The following is a 21,765-nucleotide window of genomic DNA, read 5'->3' on the forward strand; positions in this document are numbered from 1 at the left end:
GTGCAGCCAGTCTAATGAAGGAGTTCCCGCTGTCTAGCCTTACAAAGCATTAATCTTCGACCATGACACTACGGATTTCGTAGGTAGCACCCTTCGGGTGGCCTTCCTTCGCGTCGATTCCGGCGCGGCCGGGGGCCCCGGCACCCCGCCCCGGCCCGGCCTCCGGGGCACCCGGATCCCGTGCCTCCTCCCGCTCCAGCAGCCGCTCCGCCGTGGTCCGGTGCAGCCGGGCGGCGGCCGGATCGCCGAGCCGGTCGAGGGTGTCGGCCAGCCGGAGCTGAAGCGCCGCGTGCAGCCGCTGGTCACCGGCACGCCGGGCCCATTCGACCGCCTCGCGGCAGGTGTGCAGCGACTCCTGGGGCCTGCCCGCGTACTCCTGCACCCGGGCCACCTCGCTGAGCGCCCTCGCCTGGGCGGGCAGATCGCCGACCCTGCGGTACGCGGCGACGGAGGCGCGCCAGCCCCGCAGGGCCTCGCCGTACCGCCCGGCGTAGGTGTGGACGGTGCCGAGCCGCCCGTACAGCCGCGCCTCGTCCGCGCGCTCCCCCCGGGCCTGGCGCTGGGCGAGCGCCCGCCCGTACCAGTCGGCGGCCCGGTTCCAGTCGCCCAGCTCCTGGTGGGCGGCGCCGACGGATTCCATCGCGCGGCCGGTGGCGTACGGGTCGTTCGCGGCCCGTCCCGCGTCCAGGGCGGCCCGGTAGCGGGCCAGCGCCGCCTCGTTCCGTCCGGTCCTGGCGTCCAGATCGGCGAGATTGAGGAGCGCGGCGGCCACTTCCCGGTGCAGCCCCCGGCGCTCGGCGACATCGAGGACGAGCCGGTGGAGCCCGTACAGCTCGGGGGCGGCGGCCTCGGTGCCCCGGTGCGCGGCGAGCGCCCGCACCAGCGCGGAGACCAGCCGGCGGGCGAGGGTGTCGAGCCCGCCGTCCTCGACCGCGACCCGGGCGGCGGCCAGCAGAAGGGGCTGCTTGCGGCGCAGCCACCGGCCGGCGGCCTCGGCGTCACGGAAGCGGAGCCCGTGCGGCATCCCTTCGAGCGCCTCCCGGGCCGGGGAGCCCTCCGGCTCGGTCACCGCCCTGCACGCCTGGAGCCTGCGCACCGCCCGCTCCAGCATCCGGGCGCGCGCCAGCTGCACCTCGGCCGGTTTGTCGCTGCTCTCGGTCAGCGCCGCGAGCAGCGGGTGGAGCCCGCCCGGCACCCGGTGGTACCCGTCCTCGGGGTGCAGCAGGCCGAGCGACGCGAAGCCGTCCAGGGCCGACCGGGCCTCCGCGACGGAGCAGCCCGCGAGCGCGGCGGCGGTGTGCGGGTCGGCGAGTCCGGCGGGGGCGAGGGAGAGCAGCCGCAGCATCCGGGCGGGGCCCGCCGGGAGGGCCTCGTACACCAGCCGGAAGGCCCGGTCCGCCGGGCGCGGGCTCTGGGGCCCCTCGCCGTCCCCGGCGGGGAGGGCGCGCAGCCGGCGGGTGGCGTCGGCGACGGATGCGGTGGGGCGGGCCGCCAGCCAGCCGCCGACCAGCACCAGCGCGGCGGGGAGTCCGCCGCACTCCTCGGCGACGGATTCGGCGGCCTGCGGGTCCACGGTGATCCGGACGGATCCGGTGAAGGTGGTGAGGAGCTCGATGGCCGCCTTGGGGTCCATGCCGCCGAGGGTGCACGGGCGGACTCCGGGGATTCCGGTCAGCGGGCCGCCGGAGACCGCCACGAGGAGGCAGTCGGGGTTGTCGGGGAGGAGCGGATCGACCTGCTCCGCGTCGGCCGCGTCATCGAGGAGGAGCACCGCGCGGCGGCCGTCGAGCGCCTCGCGCAGCAGCTGCGAGAGCTCGTCCCCGTCGGCGCCGGGCGGCCCCTGGACGCCCAGGCTCTCCAGCAGGGCACGGGCCGTCTCCTCGGTCGGGACCCGGCGTCCGCCCGGCTCGGTGAGCCGGGCGCGCAGTACCCCGTCGGGGTACTCTCCGGCGATCTCGGCGACCAGCCGCGCGGCGAGCGTGCTCCGGCCGGAACCGGGCCGGCCGGCGATCAGCAGCACTCGGGCACGGGGGGCCTTGCGGCCGGCGATGGTGTCGAGCCCGGCGCGCTCGATATCTGCCTGAAGGGCCTTCAGTTCCCTTTGCCGCCCGAAGAATTGACCCCGGGACGCCTCGGCCCGACCGCCCGAGTCCACCGCCTGATCAGCCACGGGCCACGCTCCCGTCCAGTCCGTGCACCTCACGAGCCCGCAGGGAATCCGCACGGGCCGTTCCGAGCGTAGTTCACTCTCTGCTACGGACCGTGCGGAGCGTGCCCGGCGAATCGCCCGATCAGATCAATCCGATCGAAAGATCATCGGATTGGCGGAACGGCGATCACCGATCCGGCCCATGGAAGCGTGCGCATGTGTACGGAGCGGGGTCGGGCGACGCCGGTCGCGGGTCGCCGCGCGGGGGCGTGACCGGCGGACCGGCCGGAGGCGTACGGGCCCGGCGGCCATGCCCGGATCCGGCCCCGCACGGACGGACCGGCGGGCACGAGGGGTGCGGGCATCCCGGCGCAGACGGACCGGGACGAGCCGGAGGCGTACGAGCACCGCGCGAGCGGGGCGGACGCGAAGGCAACGGCATCACGCCGATGGGCCGGCGGACCGGCCGGAGGCGTACGAGCACCGCGCGGGCGGCCCCGACGCGAACACCAACGGCATCACACCGGCGAGCCGCCGGACCCGGCCGGAGGCGTACGGGCGCGGAGACCACACCCGGATCCGGCCCCGCACGGGCGAACCGCCCCGAACATCCGTTCCGGGCGGCGCGGGAGCCGTCCGTGGAGCCGGTGGGACCGCCCGGTGGTCACGGGCGCGGGCCGCCCGGACGCGGAGAGCACGAGCCGGGCGCCCAGGCGCCCGGCCGCGCGCCGCGCCGCCGCCGGGCTCGCCCGAAGCCGCGAAAGCGGGGGCGGAGCCGTGGCTCCTCCGCCCTCGCCCACACCGAAACCGCGATCCGCCCCGGCGCGCAGGCGGACAGCCCGGAGGTCCGGGCCCGGGGCGGTCAGTTCTCGAAGGGCCGGGCCGGCCAGGGCGCGTCCGCCGGGCGGAGGGCGCTCAGGCCGCCCTCGCCCGCGAGCGCAGCCGCGGCCGCCAGGACGCCCACCACCAGGCAGTTGTTGTGCAGCTCCCCGGCGAGCGCGCCGCGCACCAGCTCCTGGAGCGGCACCCGGGCCAGCTCCATGTCGGCCTCTTCCTCGGAGACCGCGTACCGCTCCCCCGCCGCTTCCGACAGATCCCGGGCGAGGAAGATCCGCACAGCTTCGTCGCAGCCGCCGGGGGTGGTGTAGACATCCGTCAGCACCCGCCATTCACCGGCCTTGACGTGCGCTTCCTCGTACAGCTCGCGCTCGGCCGCGTGGAGGGGATTCTCCCCGGGCACATCGAGCAGCCCGGCCGGGATCTCCCAGAGCCGCTGCCGCACCGGGTGGCGGTACTGGCGCAGCACCACGACGCGCTGCTCCTCGTCGAGCGCGAGGACGGCGACCGAGCCGGGGTGGACCTGATAGTCGCGGCGGGCGACGGTGCCGTCCGGCATGACCACTTCGTCCGTGCGGACACTGGTCTTGTTGCCCCGGAAGGGGGTCGCGGTCGCGGTCACCCGCCATTCCTCGGCGATGTCCCTGATGACCCTGTCCATGGCTGTAGCCTCCCGTGCTCGACCGGGGCGCGCATCAGCTCAATGCGCACCCCGGTCAACGGTAATGCCTGAACAGGACAGGGGTGTTACTCGCCCGTCCGGCGCTCCACGGCGGCCTTGACCAGCCCGGCGAAGAGCGGGTGCGGGCGGGTGGGACGGGAGCGGAGCTCCGGGTGGGCCTGGGTGGCGACCAGGTAGGGGTGGACCTCGCGGGGGTACTCGACGTACTCCACGAGCCGGTTGTCCGGGCTGGTGCCGGAGAAGACGATGCCCGTCTTCTTCTCCAGCTCGGCACGGTAGGCGTTGTTCACCTCGTACCGGTGGCGGTGGCGCTCCTCCACATAGGGCTGGTCGGCGTAGACCTCGCGGACGATGGAGCCCTCGGCGAGCTTCGCCGGGTAGAGCCCGAGCCGCATGGTGCCGCCGAGATCGCCTGCGCCCTCGACGTACGCCAGCTGCTCCTCCATGGTGGAGATCACCGGGTGGGCGGTGGCGGCGTCGAATTCGGTGGAGTTCGCCTCCGGGATGCCCGCGAGGTTGCGCGCGGCCTCGATGACGATGCACTGGAGGCCGAGACAGAGCCCGAGGAGCGGGATCTTGTTCTCGCGGGCGTACTGGATCGCGCCGACCTTGCCGCTGACGCCCCGGTCGCCGAAGCCGCCGGGGATGCAGATGCCGTCGGCGTCGGCGAGCTGGCGGGCGGCGTCGGCCGGGGTCTTGCAGTCGTCGGAGGTGACCCACTTGACCTTGACCCGGGCACGGTTGGCGAAGCCGCCGGCGCGCAGTGCCTCGGTGACCGACAGATAGGCGTCGGGCAGATCGATGTACTTGCCGACGAGGGCGATGGTGACCTCGTGGTCGGGGTTGTGGACCCGGTCCAGCAGGTCGTCCCAGGTCGTCCAGTCCACATCGCGGAAGGGCAGGTCCAGCTTGCGGACGACATAGGCGTCCAGGCCCTCGGTGTGGAGCACCTTGGGGATGTCGTAGATCGACTTGGCGTCGATCGCGGCCACCACGGCGGCCTCGTCGACATCGCACATCAGCGAGATCTTGCGCTTGATGGCCACCGGAACATCGCGGTCCGCTCGCAGCACGATGGCGTCGGGCTGGATGCCGATGTTCCGCAGGGCGGCCACCGAGTGCTGGGTGGGCTTGGTCTTCAGCTCGCCGGAGGGGCCGATGTACGGCAGCAGCGAGATGTGCACGACGAAGACATTGTCCCGGCCGACCTCGTGGCGGACCTGGCGGACCGTCTCCAGGAAGGGCAGCGACTCGATGTCGCCGACGGTGCCGCCGACCTCGGTGATGACCACATCGACGTCGTCCGTGGCCATCCGGCGGATGCGGTGCTTGATCTCATTGGTGATGTGCGGGATGACCTGCACGGTGTCACCGAGGTACTCACCGCGCCGCTCCTTGGCAATCACCTGGGAATAGACCTGCCCGGTGGTGACATTCGCGGAGCCGTCGAGGTCGACGTCGAGGAAGCGCTCGTAGTGGCCGATGTCCAGGTCGGTCTCGGCGCCGTCGTTGGTGACGAACACCTCACCGTGCTGGAAGGGGTTCATCGTGCCCGGGTCGACATTGAGGTAGGGGTCGAGCTTCTGCATCGTGACCTTGAGACCCCGCGCCTTCAGCAGAGCCCCCAGGCTGGAGGCCGTCAGGCCCTTTCCGAGGGAGGAGGCGACACCCCCGGTGACGAAGATGTGCTTGGTCGTCATGGATTTGGGCGGCATCGCCAAAGGGGGGCTCCCGTGGTCGCGAGGGTGAGGTGCGTACCGGCGATTTCCCTGCATATCGCGGGGGCGCCGTCGCTGCGGTTGCGGGGCTCCTGCCGAGCGCAGGCGGGCCACCGGTCCACGGGATACCAGGGTATCAGCGACCGCGAGGGACCGCTTCCGGCCACGCGGTGCCACTCCTTCACCATCTTTCCCGGAGATCACTCTTGGATCACTCGTTCGGCTCAGACGGGTTGTCGAGACCACCAGGCAGATCCGAGTGGTGCGTCGTATCCTGCTCGGACACTCGCTTAGCCGAGCAATGCGCAGGGGCACGCTCAGACGAGCAGGGTGGAAGTGGGCACCGGGTGAAAAAGGCCAAAAGCGACATCCCCGGCATTAACCCGTAACCACAGGCTCGCCGACGACCCTTGACCGCAGTAAGCGCCCCACGGGGGCGGACATGGCCGTTCGACTGGAGATGCACGTGGCCGGGCGCATCGAGGATTACGCACTCATCGGAGACATGCAGACCGCCGCACTGGTCTGCCGGGACGGCACAGTCGACTGGCTGTGCCTGCCCCGCTTCGATTCCCATGCAGTCTTTGCCGGGCTCCTCGGCACCGAGGAGCACGGTTTCTGGAGACTGGGTCCCGCCCACCCCGAGCATGCCGAGCCGCGCGCGGCCGACCGGCGCCGGTACCGGGGCGATTCCCTGATCCTGGAATCGGAGTGGGACACACCGCGCGGCACCGTCCGCGTCATCGACTTCATGCCGCCGCGCGACGGCGCACCGCAGCTGATCCGGATCGTGGAGGGCGTCAGCGGGCGCGTTCCGATGCGATCCGCCCTGCGGATGCGCTTCAGCTACGGCCGCATCACCCCCTGGGTCCACAAGGTGGACGGCCGCACGGTGGCGGTCGCCGGACCCGACTCGGTGTGGCTGGACACCGAGGTCGACACCTACGGCGAGAATCTGACCACCTACTCGGACTTCACCGTCTCGCCGGGTGAGCGGATCGCCTTCACCATCAGCTGGGAGCCCTCCCACCGCACCCCGCCCGCGCTCCCGGAGCCGGAGGCGTCCCTGGAGGCGACCGCCGACTTCTGGCGCGACTGGGTGGAGCACTGTACGTACCACGGCCCCTACCGCGAGGCCGTCGTCCGCTCCCTGATCACCCTCAAGGCGCTCACCTACGCGCCCACCGGCGGCATCGTCGCCGCGCCGACCACCTCCCTCCCGGAGGAGATCGGCGGCGTACGGAACTGGGACTACCGGTACACCTGGCTCCGCGACGCCGCGATCACCCTCTCCTCGCTGCTGCGCACCGGCTACCGCGAGGAGGCCCAGGCGTGGCGGGAGTGGCTGCTGCGGGCCGTCGCGGGAGACCCGGAGAATCTCCAGATCATGTACGGCATCGCCGGCGAGCGGGAGCTCGGCGAGGCCGAGCTCGACTGGCTGCCCGGCTATGAGAACTCCGGCCCGGTGCGCGTCGGCAACGGCGCCGCCCACCAGCTCCAGCTCGATGTGTACGGAGAGGTCACCGAGGCACTGCACCTGGCCCATATGACGGGCCTGGCGCGCAATGACTACGCCTCGCTGCTCCAGCTCAAACTCATCAAGTACCTGGAGGACCACTGGAACGAGCCCGACGAGGGCATCTGGGAGGTCCGCGGCCCGCGCCGGCACTTCGTCCACTCCAAGGTGATGGCCTGGGTCGCCGTCGACCGGACGATCAAGCTCATCGAGTCCGGCGACGCGGACGGCCCGCTGGACCGCTGGCGGGAGCTGCGCGACGACATCCACCGCGATGTCTGCGAGAAGGGCTACGACACCGAGCGGAACACCTTCACGCAGTCGTACGGCTCCAAGGAGCTGGACGCCTCGCTGCTGCTCATTCCGCAGATGGGCTTCCTGCCGCCGGACGACAAGCGGGTCATCGGCACCATCGAGGCCATCCAGCGCGAGCTCTCGACCGAGGACGGGTTCATCCTGCGGTACCCGACCGCGGGTGAGGACGCCGGGGTGGACGGCCTGGCGGGCGACGAGGGCGCCTTCCTCGCCTGTTCGTTCTGGATGGCCGACGATCTCGCGATGATCGGCCGGGTCGACGAGGCCCGGAAGCTCTTCGAGAAGCTGCTCTCGCTGCGGAACGATCTCGGGCTGCTGGCGGAGGAGTGGGATTCACGGCTCCAGCGCCAGGTGGGCAACTTCCCGCAGGCGTTCAGCCATGTGCCGCTGATCGACACCGCGCTGCGGCTCACCGCCTCGGGGGCGTACGGGGCGTAGCGGATCGGGCACGGCCGGGGGCTGATGAGGTGTGCGTACGCCGTCCCGGGTAGCGTCCGAGGCCGGACACCGGCCCCTTCCGCACCACCCGTGCGGCACCCAGGAAGCACGAGGCACCCCTTCCGTGGAGACCCCAGGCCCCGCCGGCGAGCGGACCCGGCCCGCCGCGCCGGCCGCCCCCCAGGGCGGCATCACCGTGCGCCGCGCGCTCGAACTGCCCGGCCTCCGCTCGGGTCTGCCCGAGGTCGTCGCCGGGGCCGAGCGGCTTCAGCGCACCGTCCGCTGGGTGCACGCGGGCGAGGTCCCCAACATCGCCTCCCTGCTGAAGGGCGGCGAGCTCCTGCTCACCACCGGTCTGGGCCTCGGCACCCGGCCGGCGGAACAGCGGGCCTTCGTGCGCCGGCTCGCGGACCGGGGAATCGCCGCGCTCGTGGTGGAGCTCGGTTCCCGCTTCGACCGGCTGCCCGCCGCGATCGTGGAGACGGCGCGGGCCACCGGGCTGCCGCTGGTCCAGCTCCACCGCGAGGTCCCCTTCGTGACCGTGACCGAGGAGATCCACACCGAGATCGTCAACGGCCACTACGCACTGCTGCGACGGGCCGAGGAGGTGCACCGCCGGTGCACCGAGGCACTGCTCGGCGGCGGCGGAGTGCCGCAGGTGCTGCGGGTACTCGCCGAATTCACCGGAAGTCCGGTCTTCCTGGAGACCCCCGACGGCCGGCTGCTGTACGCGGCCGGCCCCGGCACGGACCGGGCCGGGGCCGATCCGCTCCAGGTGTGGGAGGCGGTGCGCGGCGGACGCGCGGTACGGGAGTCCCCGCCCGCCGGAACCCATCTCGTGGACGTCCCCGGCGGTGGGCGGGGCGCGGCCTCGGTACGGGCCCGTCTGGTGCTGGCACCGGGCGGCGGCGACCCGCTGCCGGCCGTGCACGGGATGGCGGCGGAACGCGCGGCCGGACTGCTGGCGGTCGTCCTCATGCAGGCCCGCCAGGAGGAGGAGCTGGCCGCGCGCGGCCGGGGCGACTTCCTGACCGATCTCGCCGACGGGCGGATCACCGCACACGACGCCCCCGCCCAGGCGAGAGTGCTGGGCTTCCGCCCCGGGGACGGCCCGCTGCTCCCCGTCGTGATGGGACTCTCCCCCGGCGCGGGCGGCCTGCCCCCGCTGGCCGGTGCCGTGTCGGAGGAGCTCACCGCGGTCGGGGTGCCGGTCCTGCTCGGGGTCCGCCCGGTGGAGGGCCGGGTCCCGATGCTCATCGGCCTGCGCACCGCGGCCGACCGCACCGCCGTCGCGGACCGGGTCGCCGCGGCCCTGCGCGCCGGGGTCGAACGCGCTGCCGCCGGGGACCGCGCGGGCGGACATCCGCCGGTCGTCGTGGTCGGCATGGCGGGCGGCTGGGACGCCGTCCCGGCGGGACTGCGGCATGCGGCCGAGACCGCGGCGGCGGCCCGGGGGCTGAGCGACCGCCCCTGGTACGACGCCCGCCGCCTCGACACGGATCTGCTGCTGTGGCGCCTGCGCGACCACCCGGATCTCGCCGCCTTCGTCGATCGCGCGCTGGGGCCGCTGCGGGAACACGACGCCGTCTCCCGGCCGCCGCTGCTCCCCACCCTGGAGACCTATCTGGCACACGCGGGCCGCAAGGCGGAGACCGCCCGCGAACTCCATCTGAACCGCCAGACCCTCTACAACCGGCTGGCCCGCATCACCGATCTGCTGGGCACGGATCTGGACGACCCCCAGACGGTCCTGACGCTCAGTCTGGCCCTGCGCGCCCGGCGCCATGTGAACTGAACGGCGGGGGCGGCGGCATCAGATCCGCCCCATGCCCCCGCGCACCGTCACCAGTTCGTCGTAGACGCTCAGCACCTGCGCCACGGTCTCGTCCTCGGTCTGCCAGCGGGACGCCTGCGCCCGCCCCTCCCGCGCCAGCTCCGCCCGGCGCGCCCCGTCGCCCAGCAGATCCGCCACCGTCACGGCGAGCGCCCCGACATCCCCGTACGGAACGAGCTCCGCCGCCCGGCCGACGAGCTCCGGCACTCCGCCGACGGCGGTCGCCACCAGCGGCACCCCGCGCCGCAGCGCCTCCTGGGCGAGCAGCGACCTGGCCTCCCAGCGGCTGGGCAGGACAGCGATGTCAGCCGCCGCGAGCAGGGCCGGGATGTCGTCGCGGCGGCCGGCCAGCCGCACCGGCAGCCCCTCCGCCCCGATCCGCCGCTCCAGCGCGGCCCGCTCCCGCCCCTCGCCCGCGATGACGACCAGCGGTTCGGGCTCCAGCTCCCGCCAGAGCGCCGCCGCGTCGAGGAGGGTTCCGTATCCCCGGCCCGGTACGAGACTTCCGGCGGCGAGCACCAGCGGGCGTCCGCCGGTGCCGAATTCCGCCCGTGTCCTGTCCTGTGCGGCGCGGACGGACTCGCCGCTCTGGGGCAGCGGCACCGCGTGCGGCGCGAGCCGGGCATCGCGGGCGCCGTGCGTACGGGCCAGGTCGACCAGCTCCGAACAGGTCCCGAGGACCACCGCGGCGGCCCGGGCGGCGCGCCGCTCCAGCAGCCGCAGCACGGTCCCCCGGGCGCCGTCGTCCGGTGTACGGGTGTGCCAGGTGACGACGAGCGGTATCCGCAGTCCGCCGAGGGCCATCGTGGCGCGCACCGCCGCGTGGAGCCCGTGGGCGTGGACGAGATCGGCCCCGGCGCAGGCCGCGCGCAGGGCGCCGACCGCGGCCGGATCGCTTCTGCGCGGCACAGGGGTGAAACGGGCCCCGGCGCCGGGGACGTCGAAGATGTGCTCAAGCTCGGCGGGGGCGCACACGGTCACCCGCACCCCCCGTGCCACCAGCCCCGCGGCCAGTGATCGGACGTGCGCGCTGCTGCCCGCACTGCCGCCGCCCAGCACCTGGACCGTACGCAGCTGTGTCACCCGCCAAGAATGCCAGCCCGTACGCGCGTTCCGGCACCGTCGCGGTGGGCGGACCGGGGCATCCCGCCCCCGCTATCACTCACATGGGTGATCCGACGGGGCGATCGGCCCGGTGCCGGGCCGTGCGCCCGGGTCCACCGCTCCCGGCACCGGCCGGCCGAAAACCAGCACTGGGCCGGGCCCGGCTTCGCCCACCGGATCCGGGGCGAACCGGAATGACGGCCACCGCAGCGGACGGCGCGGCGGGGGCAGACCACCCCGGCCGAAGCGGACGGCGACCACCCCCGCGGCCCGCACCGCCACGGCGCGAGCCCCGGCGCCCGTACAACCCGCGCACGCACACCCGCGACGGCGGAAACCCCGGCCGAGCGGGCCGGAGGTCACCCCCGCACGGCAGCCGCCCGTCAGGTCCGAGGCGCGGACCCGCACCGGCGGCCCGCGACCGACGCCGCGAGCGCGAGGACCGCCCCCGCCCCTCAGCCCGCCGCCTCCCGCGCGCTGGCCAGCAGTTCCTCGGCGTGGGCCCGCGCGGTCTGCGAATCCTCCTGGCCGGCGAGCATCCGGGAGAGCTCGCGCACCCGGTCCTCGCCCTCCAGGACCGTGACCCCGCTCCGGGTGACCGAGCCGTCGCTGGTCTTCTCCACCAGGAGCTGGCGGTCGGCGAAAGCGGCGACCTGCGGCAGATGGGTCACGACGACGACCTGCGCGGTCTTCGCCAGCTTGGCCAGCCGGCGGCCGATCTCGACCGCCGCCCGTCCGCCCACACCCGCGTCGACCTCGTCGAAGAGATAGGTGGGCACCGGGTCGGTCCCGGCGAAGACCACCTCCACGGCGAGCATCACCCGGGACAGCTCACCCCCGGACGCCCCCTTGGCGATCGGCCGGGGCGGCGCACCGGGATGCGGGGCGAGCAGCAGCTCGACCTCGTCCGCGCCGTACGGCCCGTACGCCACCCTCCGGCCGCCGACCTCCACCCCTTCCGGGTCCTCGGTCTGCCGGATCGCGAAGGACACCCGGGCATGCGGCATGGCGAGCGAGGCGAGCTCCCGGGTGACGGCCGCGGCGAACCGGTCCGCCGCCTCGGTGCGCACATCCGTCAGCCGCTGCGCGAGTACGGAGAGTTCGCCGCGGAGCACATCCCGCTCGGCCGTGAGCTCGCCGATCCGGTCGTCGTCGCCGTCCAGCTCACCGAGACGTGCCGCGCTCCGCTCCGACCAGACGAGAACGGCGTCGATGTCCGGGCCGTACTTCCGGGTCAGCCCGGTCAGAGCCGCCCGGCGTTCCTCGACCGCCGCCAGCCGCCGGGGGTCGGCGTCCAGATTGTCCGCGTATCCGGCGAGTTCACCGGCCACATCGGCGAGCAGGATGGAGATCTCCCCCATCCGCTCGGCGAGCGCGGCGAGCGCCGGATCGTGGGAGCGGACCGCCTCCAGCGCCCGCCCCGCGCCCGCGACGAGCGTGGTGGCGTCGGCGCTCTCCGGATCCTCCGGATTCCCGGTGAGGCCGGTGTGGGCGATGGCGGCGGCGGAGGCCAGGGCCTCGGCGTGGCCGAGCCGCTCCGCCTCGGCCGCCAGTTCCACGTCCTCACCCGCGCGCGGCTCGACCCCGGCGATCTCCTCCAGGCCGAAACGGAGCAGATCCGCCTCCTGGGCGCGTTCCCGGGCCCGGGTGGTGAGTTCGGCGAGCTCCGCGGTGACCGCCCGCAGTCCGCGGTGGGCGGCGGCGTACTCGGCGAGCGGGCCGCCGGCCGCCTCGCCCGCGTACCGGTCCAGCGCCTCCCGCTGCCGGGCCGGGCGGAGCAGTCCCTGCTGATCGGTCTGGCCGTGCACGGCGACCAGCTCATCGGCGAGCTCGGCGAGCACCCCCACGGGTACGGAGCGACCGCCGATGTGGGCCCGGGAACGGCCCTCCGCCGAGACGGTCCTGCTGATCAGCAGGGTGCCGTCGTCGAGTTCGGCCCCGGCCTCCTCGGCCCGGACGGCGGCCGGGCCGCCGGCGCGCACGCCGATCCTGCCCTCCACCACCGCCGACTTGGCGCCGATCCGGACCAGCGCCGCATCCGCACGGCCGCCGAGCAGCAGCCCCAGGCTGGTCACGACCATGGTCTTGCCGGCGCCCGTCTCGCCGGTCACCGCGGTGAATCCGGGGGACAGCTCGACGACAGCATCGTCGATGACCCCGAGCGACCGTATCCTCATCTCCTCCAACACGGACACGACCTTACGAGGTTTCGCCCGCGCGGCGCGACGCGGACCCCGCCGGGCGGGCCCGGGCGGGGCGGCGGGCCCGCCCGGCGGGTCACCCGAACCGGCGACCGCCCCCGCCGGGGAGCCCGTCAGCGCGGCGCGCCCCGCCACCCCGAGATGGGCAGCGCGAACTTCGCCACCAGCCGGTCCGTGAAGGAGGCGTGGTGCAGTCGCGCCAGCCGTACGGGCACGGCGCCCCGCCGCACCTCGACCCTGGCGCCCGGCGGCAGTTCGACGGTGCGCCGGCCGTCGCACCAGAGCACGCCGTGCGGGGTGTGCGGCTGCACCTCCACCGCGAGAACCGAGGTCGGCGAGGTGACCAGCGGCTTGGCGAAGAGGGCGTGGGCGCTGATCGGCACCATCAGCAGCGCCTCCACCTCGGGCCAGACCACCGGGCCGCCGGCCGAGAAGGCGTAGGCGGTCGATCCGGTCGGCGTGGCGCAGACGATGCCGTCGCAGCCGAAGGCGGTCACCGGGCGGCCGTCGATCTCCAGTACGGCCTCCAGCATCCGCTCCGGGGACACCTTCTGGACGGCGGCCTCGTTGAGCGCCCAGTCGCGGTGGATGACGTCGCCGTTGCTGTGCACGACGACATCGATGGTCATCCGCTCCTCGACCTCGTACTCCCGGGTCACGACCCGGTCGACCACCTTGTCGAGATCGTCCCGCTCGGCCTCGGCGAGAAAGCCGACCCGGCCCAGGTTGACCCCGAGCATCGGCACCCCGGAGGCACGGGCGAACTCGGCGCCGCGCAGCAGTGTCCCGTCACCGCCGAGCACGATCAGGAGCTCGCAGTCGTCCAGGCAGCCGGCGGTCGCCTCGGGCACCGTCTCGACCGACGGCGGCAGCGGCAGATCCGCGGCCTCCGCCTCCAGCACCCGGACATGCAGACCATGGCGGAGCAGTCCCTGGACCACCAGCTCGGCGCTGCGGATCGCGGCGGGCCGGCCGGTGTGCGCGAGCAGAAAGACCGTCCGCGCGTCCCCGGTCCCGGCGGGTTCCGCCGCCGTTCTCTCCCCCACTCGCGTTCCCCCTGCCGCTCCGTCCGCCGCTGTCACTTCCGATGTGGCCCATGAGCCGGGTGTGGTCAACGAGGTCCCTCCGCCACTGCGCGCTCGACATCCGCCGGATCGACCCCGGGCGCCCCGGCCCGGAGCCACAGAAAGTACTCGACATTCCCCGAGGGTCCGGGCAGCGGGCTGGCGGTGACGCCCAGTACACCCAGACCCAGTTCCGCGGCCCGTCCGGCCACGGCCAGTACGGCTTCCGCGCGGAGCTCGGGGCTGCGGACGACTCCGCCGCTGCCCAGACGCTCCCTGCCCACCTCGAACTGCGGCTTCACCATCAGCACCAGATCGGCGTCCGGGGCCGAGCACCGCACCAGCGCGGGCAGGACGAGCCCCAGCGGAATGAAGGAGAGATCGCCCACGACCAGGTCGGCGGGGGCGCCGTCGATCGCCTCCAGGGTGAGCTCACGGACATTGGTGCGGTCCTTGACCACGACCCGCTCATCGCTCTGGAGCGACCAGGCCAGCTGTCCGTAACCGACATCGACGGCGACCACTTGAGCGGCGCCGGAGCGCAGCAGCACATCGGTGAAGCCCCCGGTGGAGGCTCCCGCGTCGAGCGCCCGCCGGCCCTCGACCCGCAGCCCGAGGGGTACGAAGACGGCGAGCGCCCCGGCGAGCTTGTGGCCGCCCCGGGAGACATAGTCGGGGTCGCCGTCGTCCGCGACCACCACGATGGCGGCGCTGGTCTCGACCTGGGTGGCGGATTTCGTCGCGGCGCTGCCGCCGACGGTGACCCGGCCCGCGGCGATCAGCTGGGCGGCATGCTCACGCGAACGCGCGAGACTGCGGCGTACCAGTTCGGCGTCGAGACGGCGGCGGGCGGCTCCTGCCACGTGCGGTTCAGCTCCTGTGGTCGTACGGGGGTGAGGGTGGCGGCGTCCGGGGCACGGCCGGTGGTGCGGGCGCGGGTCCCGGACGGGTGTCGAGGGCGGCCAGCGCGGAACGCAGCCCCCCGTGCACATCCTCGTACACCGCGAGGTGTCCGTCCGCCGGGAGGTGGTCGGCGTCGGCCAGCCGCTCCAGCAGCAGATCCACCCCGGGGTCGCCGGTGGGGGCCCGCTCCACGCCGAGGGGAGCGGGCGCGGCGGGATCCCCGGCCGCGGGGTCCGGGGGAGCCGCGTCCGCCGGCTCCGGCTGCTCCGGCCCGGGGTGGTGCGGGCCCGGCGTCGAGTGGTCCATGCCCCGACGCTACCGCGAAGCCCTGCGGTAACGTCGATCACGATGGCGACAACAGAAGAGTGCCGCGACGCGCTCACGAAACTCAGCGACAATCTCACCCGCGCGGACGGCGACGTGCGCGGTGCCATGGCCTTCGACAGATCCCTGAGCTGCCGCATCACGGATCTGGGCATCACTTTCGCCGGCCGCCTCCGGGACGGCCGGATCGAGGTGAACGAGACCCTGAATGGACCGCCGCGCGAGAAGGCCCGGATCCGGCTGGCGATGACGGGCGACGATCTGGTGGCGATGGTGAACGGCGAACTCAACTTCGCGAAGGCGTGGGCGTCGGGCCGGGTGAAGCTGGAGGCCGGGTTCCGCGATCTCCTCCGGCTGCGGACACTGCTCGGGTGAACGCCCCCCGGGCCCGGAGCCGGTTCAGCCCGCCCGGGTGACGGGGACCCGCTTGCGCGCGACCGGCACCACCAGCGGCGTACCGGACTCCGGGTCCTCGATGACCTGGCTGCGCACCCCGAAGACCCGCTCGACCAGTTCGGCCGTGACCACCGCCGACGGCGGTCCCTCGGCGACGACCCTGCCGTCGTGGAGGGCGATGAGGTGGGTGGCGTATCGGGCTGCCTGGTTCAGATCGTGCAGTACGGCGACGAGGGTCCGCCCCTGGGTCTCGTGGAGCTCCGCGCAGAGGTCGAGCACCTCCAGCTGGTGCTGGATGTCCAGGAAGGTGGTGGGCTCGTCGAGCAGCAGCAGCGGGGTCTGCTGGGCGAGCGCCATCGCGATCCAGACCCGCTGGCGCTGGCCGCCGGAGAGCTCGTCGACAAAGCGGTCGGCGAGCTCACCGACACCGGTGGCCTCCATCGACTCCCGGACGATGCGCTCGTCCTCCGGCGACCACTGCCGCAGCAGCCCCTGATGGGGGTAGCGGCCCCGGGAGACCAGATCGGCGACGGTGATGCCGTCCGGCGCGATGGAGGTCTGCGGCAGCAGCCCGAGGGTCCTGGCGACCTTCTTCGCGGGCATGGAGTGGATCACCTGCCCGTCCAACAGGATCCGGCCGCTGCTCGGCTTCAGCATCCGGGACAGGGCACGGAGCAGCGTGGACTTCCCGCAGGCGTTGGGCCCGACGATCACCGTGAAGGAGTTGTCGGGTATCTCCACCGACAGGTCCTCGGCGATGACGTGCCGGTCGTAGCCGAGGGTGACCGATTCCGCGGTGAGGCGCTGCATGGTGACGGTACTCCTGAAGGCGTCGTTCCGGATTCCGGTGGCCGCCGGGGTACGTGCCCGGGAGTGCCGGCCATCAAGGGGTCAGGTTAGCCTGCCCTTCCCCGACCCCTCGCGAGCCGGGCGAGCCGGAGGGGCCGGGACCATGCTGCCGCGCCTACAGCCCCAGCCGGGAGAGCGCCTTCCCCGCGTCCAGACCGCAGACGCCGTCCCCGGCATGCGTCCAGGCGGCCGCGCACAGCGCCCGCAGTCCGTCCAGCGGAGAGCCGTCCCCCGCCCCGTCCAGCGTCAGCTCCCCGCCCCGCGCGGACGCGGTCCACCCACCGCAGCGGAAGCCGCCCGACGCCTCGGTGACCTCCGGCTGCCCGGTCAGCATGCCGCGCAGATCGGCGTCCACATAGGTCGGGCGGTGCTCGGGCGGCGCGGCGAGCAGCAGCGCCGCGTCCGTCACCCCGGTCAGCACCAGCAGCGAATCGACCCCGCCGTTGAAGGCGCCCTCGATGTCCGTGTCCAGCCGGTCCCCGACCACCAGCGGACGCACGGCCCCGGTCCGCAGAATCGTCTCCCGGTGCATCGGCGGCAGCGGCTTCCCCGCCACCTGCGGCTCCGCCCCCGTGGCGATCCGCACCACCTCGACCGCCGCGCCGTTGCCGGGCGCGATGCCGCGGGCGCCGGGGATCGTCAGATCGGTGTTGGACGCGAACCACGGCACCCCGCGGGCGATGGCGTAGCAGGCCTCCGCGAACCGCCCCCAGGGCAGCTCGGGCCCGCCGTACCCCTGCACCACGGCGGCCGGGTCGTCCTCCGCCGACTCCACCGGCTCCAGACCGCGCTCGCGCAGCGCGACCCGCAGCCCCTCACCGCCGATGACCAGCACCCGCGATCCGGCGGGCAGCTGCTCCGAGATCAGCCGGGCCACCGCCTGCGCGGAGTTGATGACATCGGCGGCCTCGGTCGCCACCCCCAGCTCGCTGATGTGCTCGGCCACCGCGTCCGGCGGCCGGAGCGCGTTGTTGGTCACATACGCCAGCCGCATCCCGGCGGACCGGGCTGCCAGCAGCGATCCCACCGCGTACCCGATCGCCTCACCGCCCGCGTAGACCACCCCGTCCAGGTCCAGCAGCGCGGTGTCGTACGCGGTCATCAGCGCCTGCGCGCTGCCCTCCGGCCGGGTCCTGCTCGGCTGGCTCATAGGTACTCGCCCCTCCATCGGCTCTCCACTCCCCCGATCATCGCTCATCGCCCGCCCCGCATACGATGCACGGATGAACAGCGACGGTCCCGCGGCCCATGACGGTCTGCGCCTGATCCCCTTCCGCGGACTGCGCTACGTCCCCGAGCGGGTGGGCTCCCTCGCCGCCGTGACCTCACCGCCGTACGACGTCGTCGTCCGGCCCGACGGACTGCACCATCTGGAGTCGGCCGACCCGTACAACATCGTCCGGCTGATCCTGCCCCAGGCCGCCGGCCCCGAGGAGCGCCACCGGCAGGCCGCCGACACCCTCACCCGCTGGCTGGCGGAGGGGGTACTGGCACCCGATCCGGAACCCGCGCTCTATGTGTACGAGCAGCGCGGCGGCGATCTCCTCCAGCGCGGGATCATCGGCGCGCTCGCCCTCTCCGAACCCTCCGACGGTGTGGTCCTCCCCCATGAGGACGTGATGCCGGACATCGTCGCCGACCGTGCGGCGCTGATGCGCGCCACCGGGGCCAATCTGGAACCCCTGCTGCTCACCTACCGCGGCCGGGGCGATCTGACCGGCACCGCCGCCCTTGTGGAACGCACCGCACAGCGGCCCCCGCTGCTGGCCACCACCACGGAGGACGGCTTCAGCCACCGGCTGTGGGCAGTCACCGATCCGGCCGAGATCGCCGCGGTCAACACCGATCTCGCCGCCCGCCAGGCACTGATCGCCGACGGCCACCACCGATGGGCCACCTATCTGCGGCTGCGCACCGAGCACAGCAGCACCGAGGGCCCGTGGAACTACGGCCTCGTGCTGCTGATCGACACCGCCCGCTACCCGCTGCGGGTCCGCGCGATCCACCGGCTGCTGCACCGGCTCCCGGTCCCCGACGCGCTCACCGCGCTGGGCGACTCCTTCCGCGTCCGCCGGCTCGGCCTGCCGCTCCCCCGGGCCATGGACGCGCTCGCGGAGGCCGCCGGCGGGGGCAACGCCTTTCTCCTCGCGGGCGACGGCGCCTTCCATCTCATCGACCGCCCGGATCCGGAGCTGCTCGCCCGCGCGGTCCGCCACGACCGCCCGGAGAGCTGGCGGACCCTGGACGCGACCGTGCTCCATGCCGCCCTCCTGGACGGCCTGTGGCGGATCCCGGACGACCCCGACCACATCGCCTACATCCATGACACCGAGGCCGCCGTCATCCAGGCGGAACGCCGCGGCGGCACGGCCGTGCTGATGCATCCGGTCCGCGAGGAAGTGGTGCGCGAGCTGGCGCGCGAGGGCGTCACGATGCCGCGCAAGTCGACGTCCTTCGGCCCGAAGCCGGCCACCGGTCTGGTGCTGCGCGCTCTCACGCCGGCCCTGTCCTGACCGAGCCCTGAAACACATCAGGGCGGCTCCCGCTTTCGGGAGCCGCCCTGATGTTCACCGCTCGATCACTGCCTACGCCTTCTCGTCACCCTCGGTGTCGGCGTCGGTGTCGACATCGGCATCCGTGTCGACGTCCGCCTCGACCTCGGCGACCGCGTCCTCGTCCGCGACATCGTCATCGGTGTCGGTGTCGGTCCCGGTCTCGGTGTCCGTCTCGACGACCGCGTCCTGCCGGGCCGTGTCGGGGGTGTGCTCGTCGTCGTCGCTCATGACGTCCACGAACTCGACCCCGTCCAGCTCGGCCAGCCGGTCGGAGGCGTCGGTCGCGCCGTCCTTGTCGGCCTCCAGCGCCTTGGCGAACCACTCGCGTGCCTCGTCCTCACGCTCGGCGGCGAGCAGAGCGTCGGCGTACGCGTACCGCAGCCGCGCCGTCCAGGGCTGTACGGAGTTGGAGGCCAGCTCCGGGCCCTGGAGGGTCACGATCGCGGCGTCGAGCTGCTGAAGATCCCGGCGCGCACCGGCCGCGACCAGCCGCATCTCGACCTGGCCGGCCTTGTCCAGCTTCTGCACCTCGGCCTCGCCGGCCATGGCGAGCGCCCGCTCGGGCCGTCCGAGCCCGCGCTCGCAGTCCGCCATGACGGGCCAGAGCTCCACCCCGCCGCTCATCCGGCGGGCGGCACGGAACTCGGCCAGCGCCTCGCTGTACCGCTGGGTCGCGTACGCGGCGAATCCGGCGGCCTCACGGACGGCGGCGACCCTGGAGGCGAGCCGCAGCGCGATCCTGGAGTAGTTGAACGCATCCTCCGGGTCCTCGTCGATCAGCCTGGCGACCATGACGAGGTTCTTCGCGACCTCTTCGGCGAGCCCCTTGGGAAGGCTCATCAGCTCCTGGCGCACATCGCCGTCGATCTCGTCACCGGTGACGTCCTCCGGGATCGGCAGCCGCTTGATCGGCTCACGGTCCGGACGGTCCCGGTCCCGGTCGTCGCGGCGGAAGCCACCCTGCCGGTCGTCACGGCGCGGTCCGCCGTAGCCACCACCGGAGGGGCGCCCGCCACGGTCGTCACGGCGGTCATTGCCGCGGTACCCACCGCGGTCGTCGTCACGCCGGAACGCCGGACGGTCACCGCGGTCATCGCGACGGTCGTCACGGCGGAAACCACCGGAGGAACCACCCGGACGGTCATCACGGCGGTCGTCACGACGGGGACCGCTCGGCCGGTCGTCACGGCGGAAGGGCGGACGGTCGTCACGGCGGTCGTTGCCTCGGTACCCACCACGGTCATCGTCACGACGCGGCGCGGGACGGTCACTGCGGTCATCACGGCGGAAGCCGCCGGAAGAGCCACCGGGACGGTCGTCACGACGCGGACCGCCATAGCCACCACCGGAGGGACGCCCGCCACGGTCGTCACGGCGGTCATTGCCGCGGTACCCACCGCGGTCGTCGTCACGCCGGAACGCCGGACGGTCACCACGGTCGTCGCGACGGTCGTTACCGCGGTAGCCACCACGGTCGTCATCACGGCGGGGCGCCGGACGGTCTCCGCGATCGTCACGACGGAAACCACCGGAAGAGCCACCGGGACGGTCATCACGGCGCGGACCTCCATAGCCACCACCGGAAGGCCGGTCGTCACGGCGGAAGGGCGGACGGTCGTCGCGACGGTCGTTACCGCGGTAGCCACCACGGTCATCGTCACGGCGGGGCGCCGGACGGTCTCCGCGATCGTCACGACGGAAACCACCGGAAGAGCCACCGGGACGATCGTCACGACGCGGACCGCCATAGCCACCACCGGAGGGACGCCCGCCACGGTCGTCGCGACGGTCGTTGCCGCGGTACCCGCCACGGTCGTCATCACGACGCGGCGCGGGACGGTCACCGCGGTCGTTGCCGCGGTACCCGCCACGGTCGTCATCACGACGCGGCGCGGGACGGTCACCGCGGTCGTTGCCTCGGTAGCCACCACGGTCGTCATCACGACGCGGCGCGGGACGGTCACCGCGGTCGTTGCCTCGGTAGCCACCACGGTCGTCATCACGACGCGGCGCCGGACGGTCACCCCGGTCGTCACGGCGGAAACCACCGGAGGAACCACCGGGACGATCGTCACGGCGCGGGCCACCATAGCCACCACCGGAAGGCCGGTCGTCACGGCGGAAAGCGGGACGGTCTCCGCGATCGTCACGACGGAAACCACCGGAGGAGCCACTGGGACGGTCATCGCGGCGCGGGCCGCGGTCGCCTTCGTCACGCCGGCCGTAGCCACCGCCACCGCTGTTGCCCGCAGGCCGGCCGCCACGATCGTCACGACGGTCGTTGCCGCGGTAGCCACCACGGTCACGGTCGTTGTCCCGGCGCGGGCCACGGTCACGGTCGTCACGGCCACCACGGAAGCCGCCCCGGTCGCCACCATCCCTACGGCGCTGCTCGCGCTCGGGGCGGTCGTCGGGAGAGTTGGTGGACATGGGGGTGACTCCTGTCTGCAAGGTACTGCGGCCATTCTCGCGCAGTCGGCAGGCCGACGCGCTTCGACAAAAAACAAAAAAAGACCCTGGGTCCAGCGTTGAACGCTGGACCCAGGGTCCTGAAAGATTGTTCGGCGGTGTCCTACTCTCCCACAGGGTCCCCCCTGCAGTACCATCGGCGCTGAAAGGCTTAGCTTCCGGGTTCGGAATGTAACCGGGCGTTTCCCTTACGCTATGACCACCGAAACCCTATCGGTTTCGAGCGAACAAGCACACTTTGTAATTGAATGTTCTGCTCAAACCGGCAACGGTCGTTGCCTCAGAACTAACACAGTGGACGCGAGCAACTGAGGACAAGCCCTCGGCCTATTAGTACCGGTCACCTCCAGCGGTTACCCGCCTTCCAGATCCGGCCTATCAACCCAGTCGTCTACTGGGAGCCTTAACCCC

The 21,765-nt window shown here is 73.2% G+C and carries 15 protein-coding genes, 2 rRNA genes and 1 pseudogene; 4 read left to right on the forward strand and 14 right to left on the reverse strand.

Annotation, left to right across the window (positions count from 1 at the left end; all coding sequences use genetic code 11):
* Positions 1-49: 49 nt before the first annotated feature.
* The 3 genes from AAFN69_RS16565 to AAFN69_RS16575 form a co-directional block, all read right to left on the reverse strand.
* Positions 50-2,170, reverse strand: coding sequence for a tetratricopeptide repeat protein (locus AAFN69_RS16565; RefSeq protein WP_347729260.1), 2,121 nt, complete (start codon positions 2,168-2,170; stop codon positions 50-52).
* Positions 2,171-3,011: 841 nt separating this feature from the next.
* Complete coding sequence (locus AAFN69_RS16570; RefSeq protein ID WP_347729261.1) at positions 3,012-3,647, reverse strand: NUDIX hydrolase; 636 nt, start codon at positions 3,645-3,647, stop codon at positions 3,012-3,014.
* Positions 3,648-3,733: 86 nt separating this feature from the next.
* Positions 3,734-5,383: a CTP synthase gene (locus tag AAFN69_RS16575; RefSeq protein WP_347729262.1), complete on the reverse strand. Its 1,650-nt coding sequence runs from the start codon at positions 5,381-5,383 to the stop codon at positions 3,734-3,736.
* A 469-nt stretch (positions 5,384-5,852) separates the two neighbouring features.
* On the opposite strand from AAFN69_RS16575, the gene AAFN69_RS16580 reads away from it, so the two are divergent.
* Both AAFN69_RS16580 and AAFN69_RS16585 read left to right on the forward strand, forming a co-directional pair.
* Positions 5,853-7,655 (forward strand): glycoside hydrolase family 15 protein, encoded by a 1,803-nt coding sequence (locus AAFN69_RS16580; RefSeq protein ID WP_347729296.1) that lies wholly within the window; start codon positions 5,853-5,855, stop codon positions 7,653-7,655.
* A gap of 196 nt (positions 7,656-7,851) precedes the next feature.
* Positions 7,852-9,450 carry a PucR family transcriptional regulator gene (locus tag AAFN69_RS16585; RefSeq protein ID WP_347729297.1) on the forward strand — a complete coding sequence of 533 codons (1,599 nt, stop codon included), beginning with the start codon at positions 7,852-7,854 and terminating at the stop codon, positions 9,448-9,450.
* Between the two features lie 18 nt (positions 9,451-9,468).
* Here the strand turns inward: AAFN69_RS16585 and AAFN69_RS16590 are convergent, their stop codons facing one another.
* From AAFN69_RS16590 to AAFN69_RS16610, 5 genes are all read right to left on the reverse strand, one after another.
* A complete protein-coding gene (locus tag AAFN69_RS16590) occupies positions 9,469-10,572 on the reverse strand; it encodes a glycosyltransferase family 4 protein (protein WP_347729263.1) in 1,104 nt (367 codons plus the stop codon).
* A 476-nt stretch (positions 10,573-11,048) separates the two neighbouring features.
* A complete protein-coding gene (gene recN / locus AAFN69_RS16595) occupies positions 11,049-12,770 on the reverse strand; it encodes a DNA repair protein RecN (protein WP_347729264.1) in 1,722 nt (573 codons plus the stop codon).
* A 137-nt stretch (positions 12,771-12,907) separates the two neighbouring features.
* Positions 12,908-13,840: an NAD kinase gene (locus AAFN69_RS16600; RefSeq protein ID WP_347729265.1), complete on the reverse strand. Its 933-nt coding sequence runs from the start codon at positions 13,838-13,840 to the stop codon at positions 12,908-12,910.
* Positions 13,841-13,905: 65 nt separating this feature from the next.
* Complete coding sequence (locus AAFN69_RS16605) at positions 13,906-14,721, reverse strand: TlyA family RNA methyltransferase (protein WP_347729266.1); 816 nt, start codon at positions 14,719-14,721, stop codon at positions 13,906-13,908.
* 7 nt (positions 14,722-14,728) lie between these two features.
* Positions 14,729-15,067: a hypothetical protein gene (locus tag AAFN69_RS16610; RefSeq protein WP_347729267.1), complete on the reverse strand. Its 339-nt coding sequence runs from the start codon at positions 15,065-15,067 to the stop codon at positions 14,729-14,731.
* A gap of 42 nt (positions 15,068-15,109) precedes the next feature.
* On the opposite strand from AAFN69_RS16610, the gene AAFN69_RS16615 reads away from it, so the two are divergent.
* Positions 15,110-15,460, forward strand: coding sequence for an SCP2 sterol-binding domain-containing protein (locus AAFN69_RS16615; protein ID WP_347729268.1), 351 nt, complete (start codon positions 15,110-15,112; stop codon positions 15,458-15,460).
* Positions 15,461-15,484: 24 nt separating this feature from the next.
* On the opposite strand, the gene AAFN69_RS16620 is transcribed toward AAFN69_RS16615, so the two are convergent.
* Positions 15,485-16,291, reverse strand: a complete 807-nt coding sequence (locus AAFN69_RS16620) for an ABC transporter ATP-binding protein (protein ID WP_347729269.1) — start codon at positions 16,289-16,291, stop codon at positions 15,485-15,487.
* A gap of 154 nt (positions 16,292-16,445) precedes the next feature.
* Positions 16,446-17,480, reverse strand: a complete 1,035-nt coding sequence (locus AAFN69_RS16625) for an HAD hydrolase-like protein (protein WP_347729270.1) — start codon at positions 17,478-17,480, stop codon at positions 16,446-16,448.
* A gap of 73 nt (positions 17,481-17,553) precedes the next feature.
* Here AAFN69_RS16625 and AAFN69_RS16630 point away from each other — a divergent pair, with 73 nt between their 5' ends.
* Positions 17,554-18,843: a DUF1015 domain-containing protein gene (locus AAFN69_RS16630; RefSeq protein WP_347729271.1), complete on the forward strand. Its 1,290-nt coding sequence runs from the start codon at positions 17,554-17,556 to the stop codon at positions 18,841-18,843.
* Between the two features lie 72 nt (positions 18,844-18,915).
* Here the strand turns inward: AAFN69_RS16630 and AAFN69_RS16635 are convergent, their stop codons facing one another.
* From AAFN69_RS16635 to AAFN69_RS16650, 4 genes and pseudogenes are all read right to left on the reverse strand, one after another.
* Positions 18,916-19,725, reverse strand: a complete 810-nt coding sequence (locus AAFN69_RS16635) for a hypothetical protein (protein ID WP_347729298.1) — start codon at positions 19,723-19,725, stop codon at positions 18,916-18,918.
* A 117-nt stretch (positions 19,726-19,842) separates the two neighbouring features.
* Positions 19,843-21,336, reverse strand: a pseudogene (locus tag AAFN69_RS16640) (hypothetical protein); the annotation flags it as partial.
* Between the two features lie 108 nt (positions 21,337-21,444).
* Positions 21,445-21,561, reverse strand: a 5S ribosomal RNA gene (rrf, locus tag AAFN69_RS16645).
* Between the two features lie 103 nt (positions 21,562-21,664).
* Positions 21,665-21,765: ribosomal RNA gene (locus tag AAFN69_RS16650) — 23S ribosomal RNA — on the reverse strand; the annotation flags it as partial.

The sequence above is a fragment of the Streptomyces sp. CAU 1734 genome, assembly GCF_039888735.1.
Classification (GTDB): domain Bacteria; phylum Actinomycetota; class Actinomycetes; order Streptomycetales; family Streptomycetaceae; genus Streptomyces.

Coding starts and splice junctions, on each gene's coding strand:
- AAFN69_RS16570 (WP_347729261.1), bottom strand. CDS start 3,647: ATGGACAGGGTCATCAGGGACATCGCCGAGGAATGGCGGGTGACCGCG.
- AAFN69_RS16575 (WP_347729262.1), bottom strand. CDS start 5,383: ATGCCGCCCAAATCCATGACGACCAAGCACATCTTCGTCACCGGGGGT.
- recN (WP_347729264.1), bottom strand. CDS start 12,770: ATGAGGATACGGTCGCTCGGGGTCATCGACGATGCTGTCGTCGAGCTG.
- AAFN69_RS16610 (WP_347729267.1), bottom strand. CDS start 15,067: ATGGACCACTCGACGCCGGGCCCGCACCACCCCGGGCCGGAGCAGCCG.
- AAFN69_RS16615 (WP_347729268.1), top strand. CDS start 15,110: ATGGCGACAACAGAAGAGTGCCGCGACGCGCTCACGAAACTCAGCGAC.
- AAFN69_RS16620 (WP_347729269.1), bottom strand. CDS start 16,291: ATGCAGCGCCTCACCGCGGAATCGGTCACCCTCGGCTACGACCGGCAC.
- AAFN69_RS16625 (WP_347729270.1), bottom strand. CDS start 17,480: ATGAGCCAGCCGAGCAGGACCCGGCCGGAGGGCAGCGCGCAGGCGCTG.
- AAFN69_RS16630 (WP_347729271.1), top strand. CDS start 17,554: ATGAACAGCGACGGTCCCGCGGCCCATGACGGTCTGCGCCTGATCCCC.
- AAFN69_RS16635 (WP_347729298.1), bottom strand. CDS start 19,725: ATGAGCCTTCCCAAGGGGCTCGCCGAAGAGGTCGCGAAGAACCTCGTC.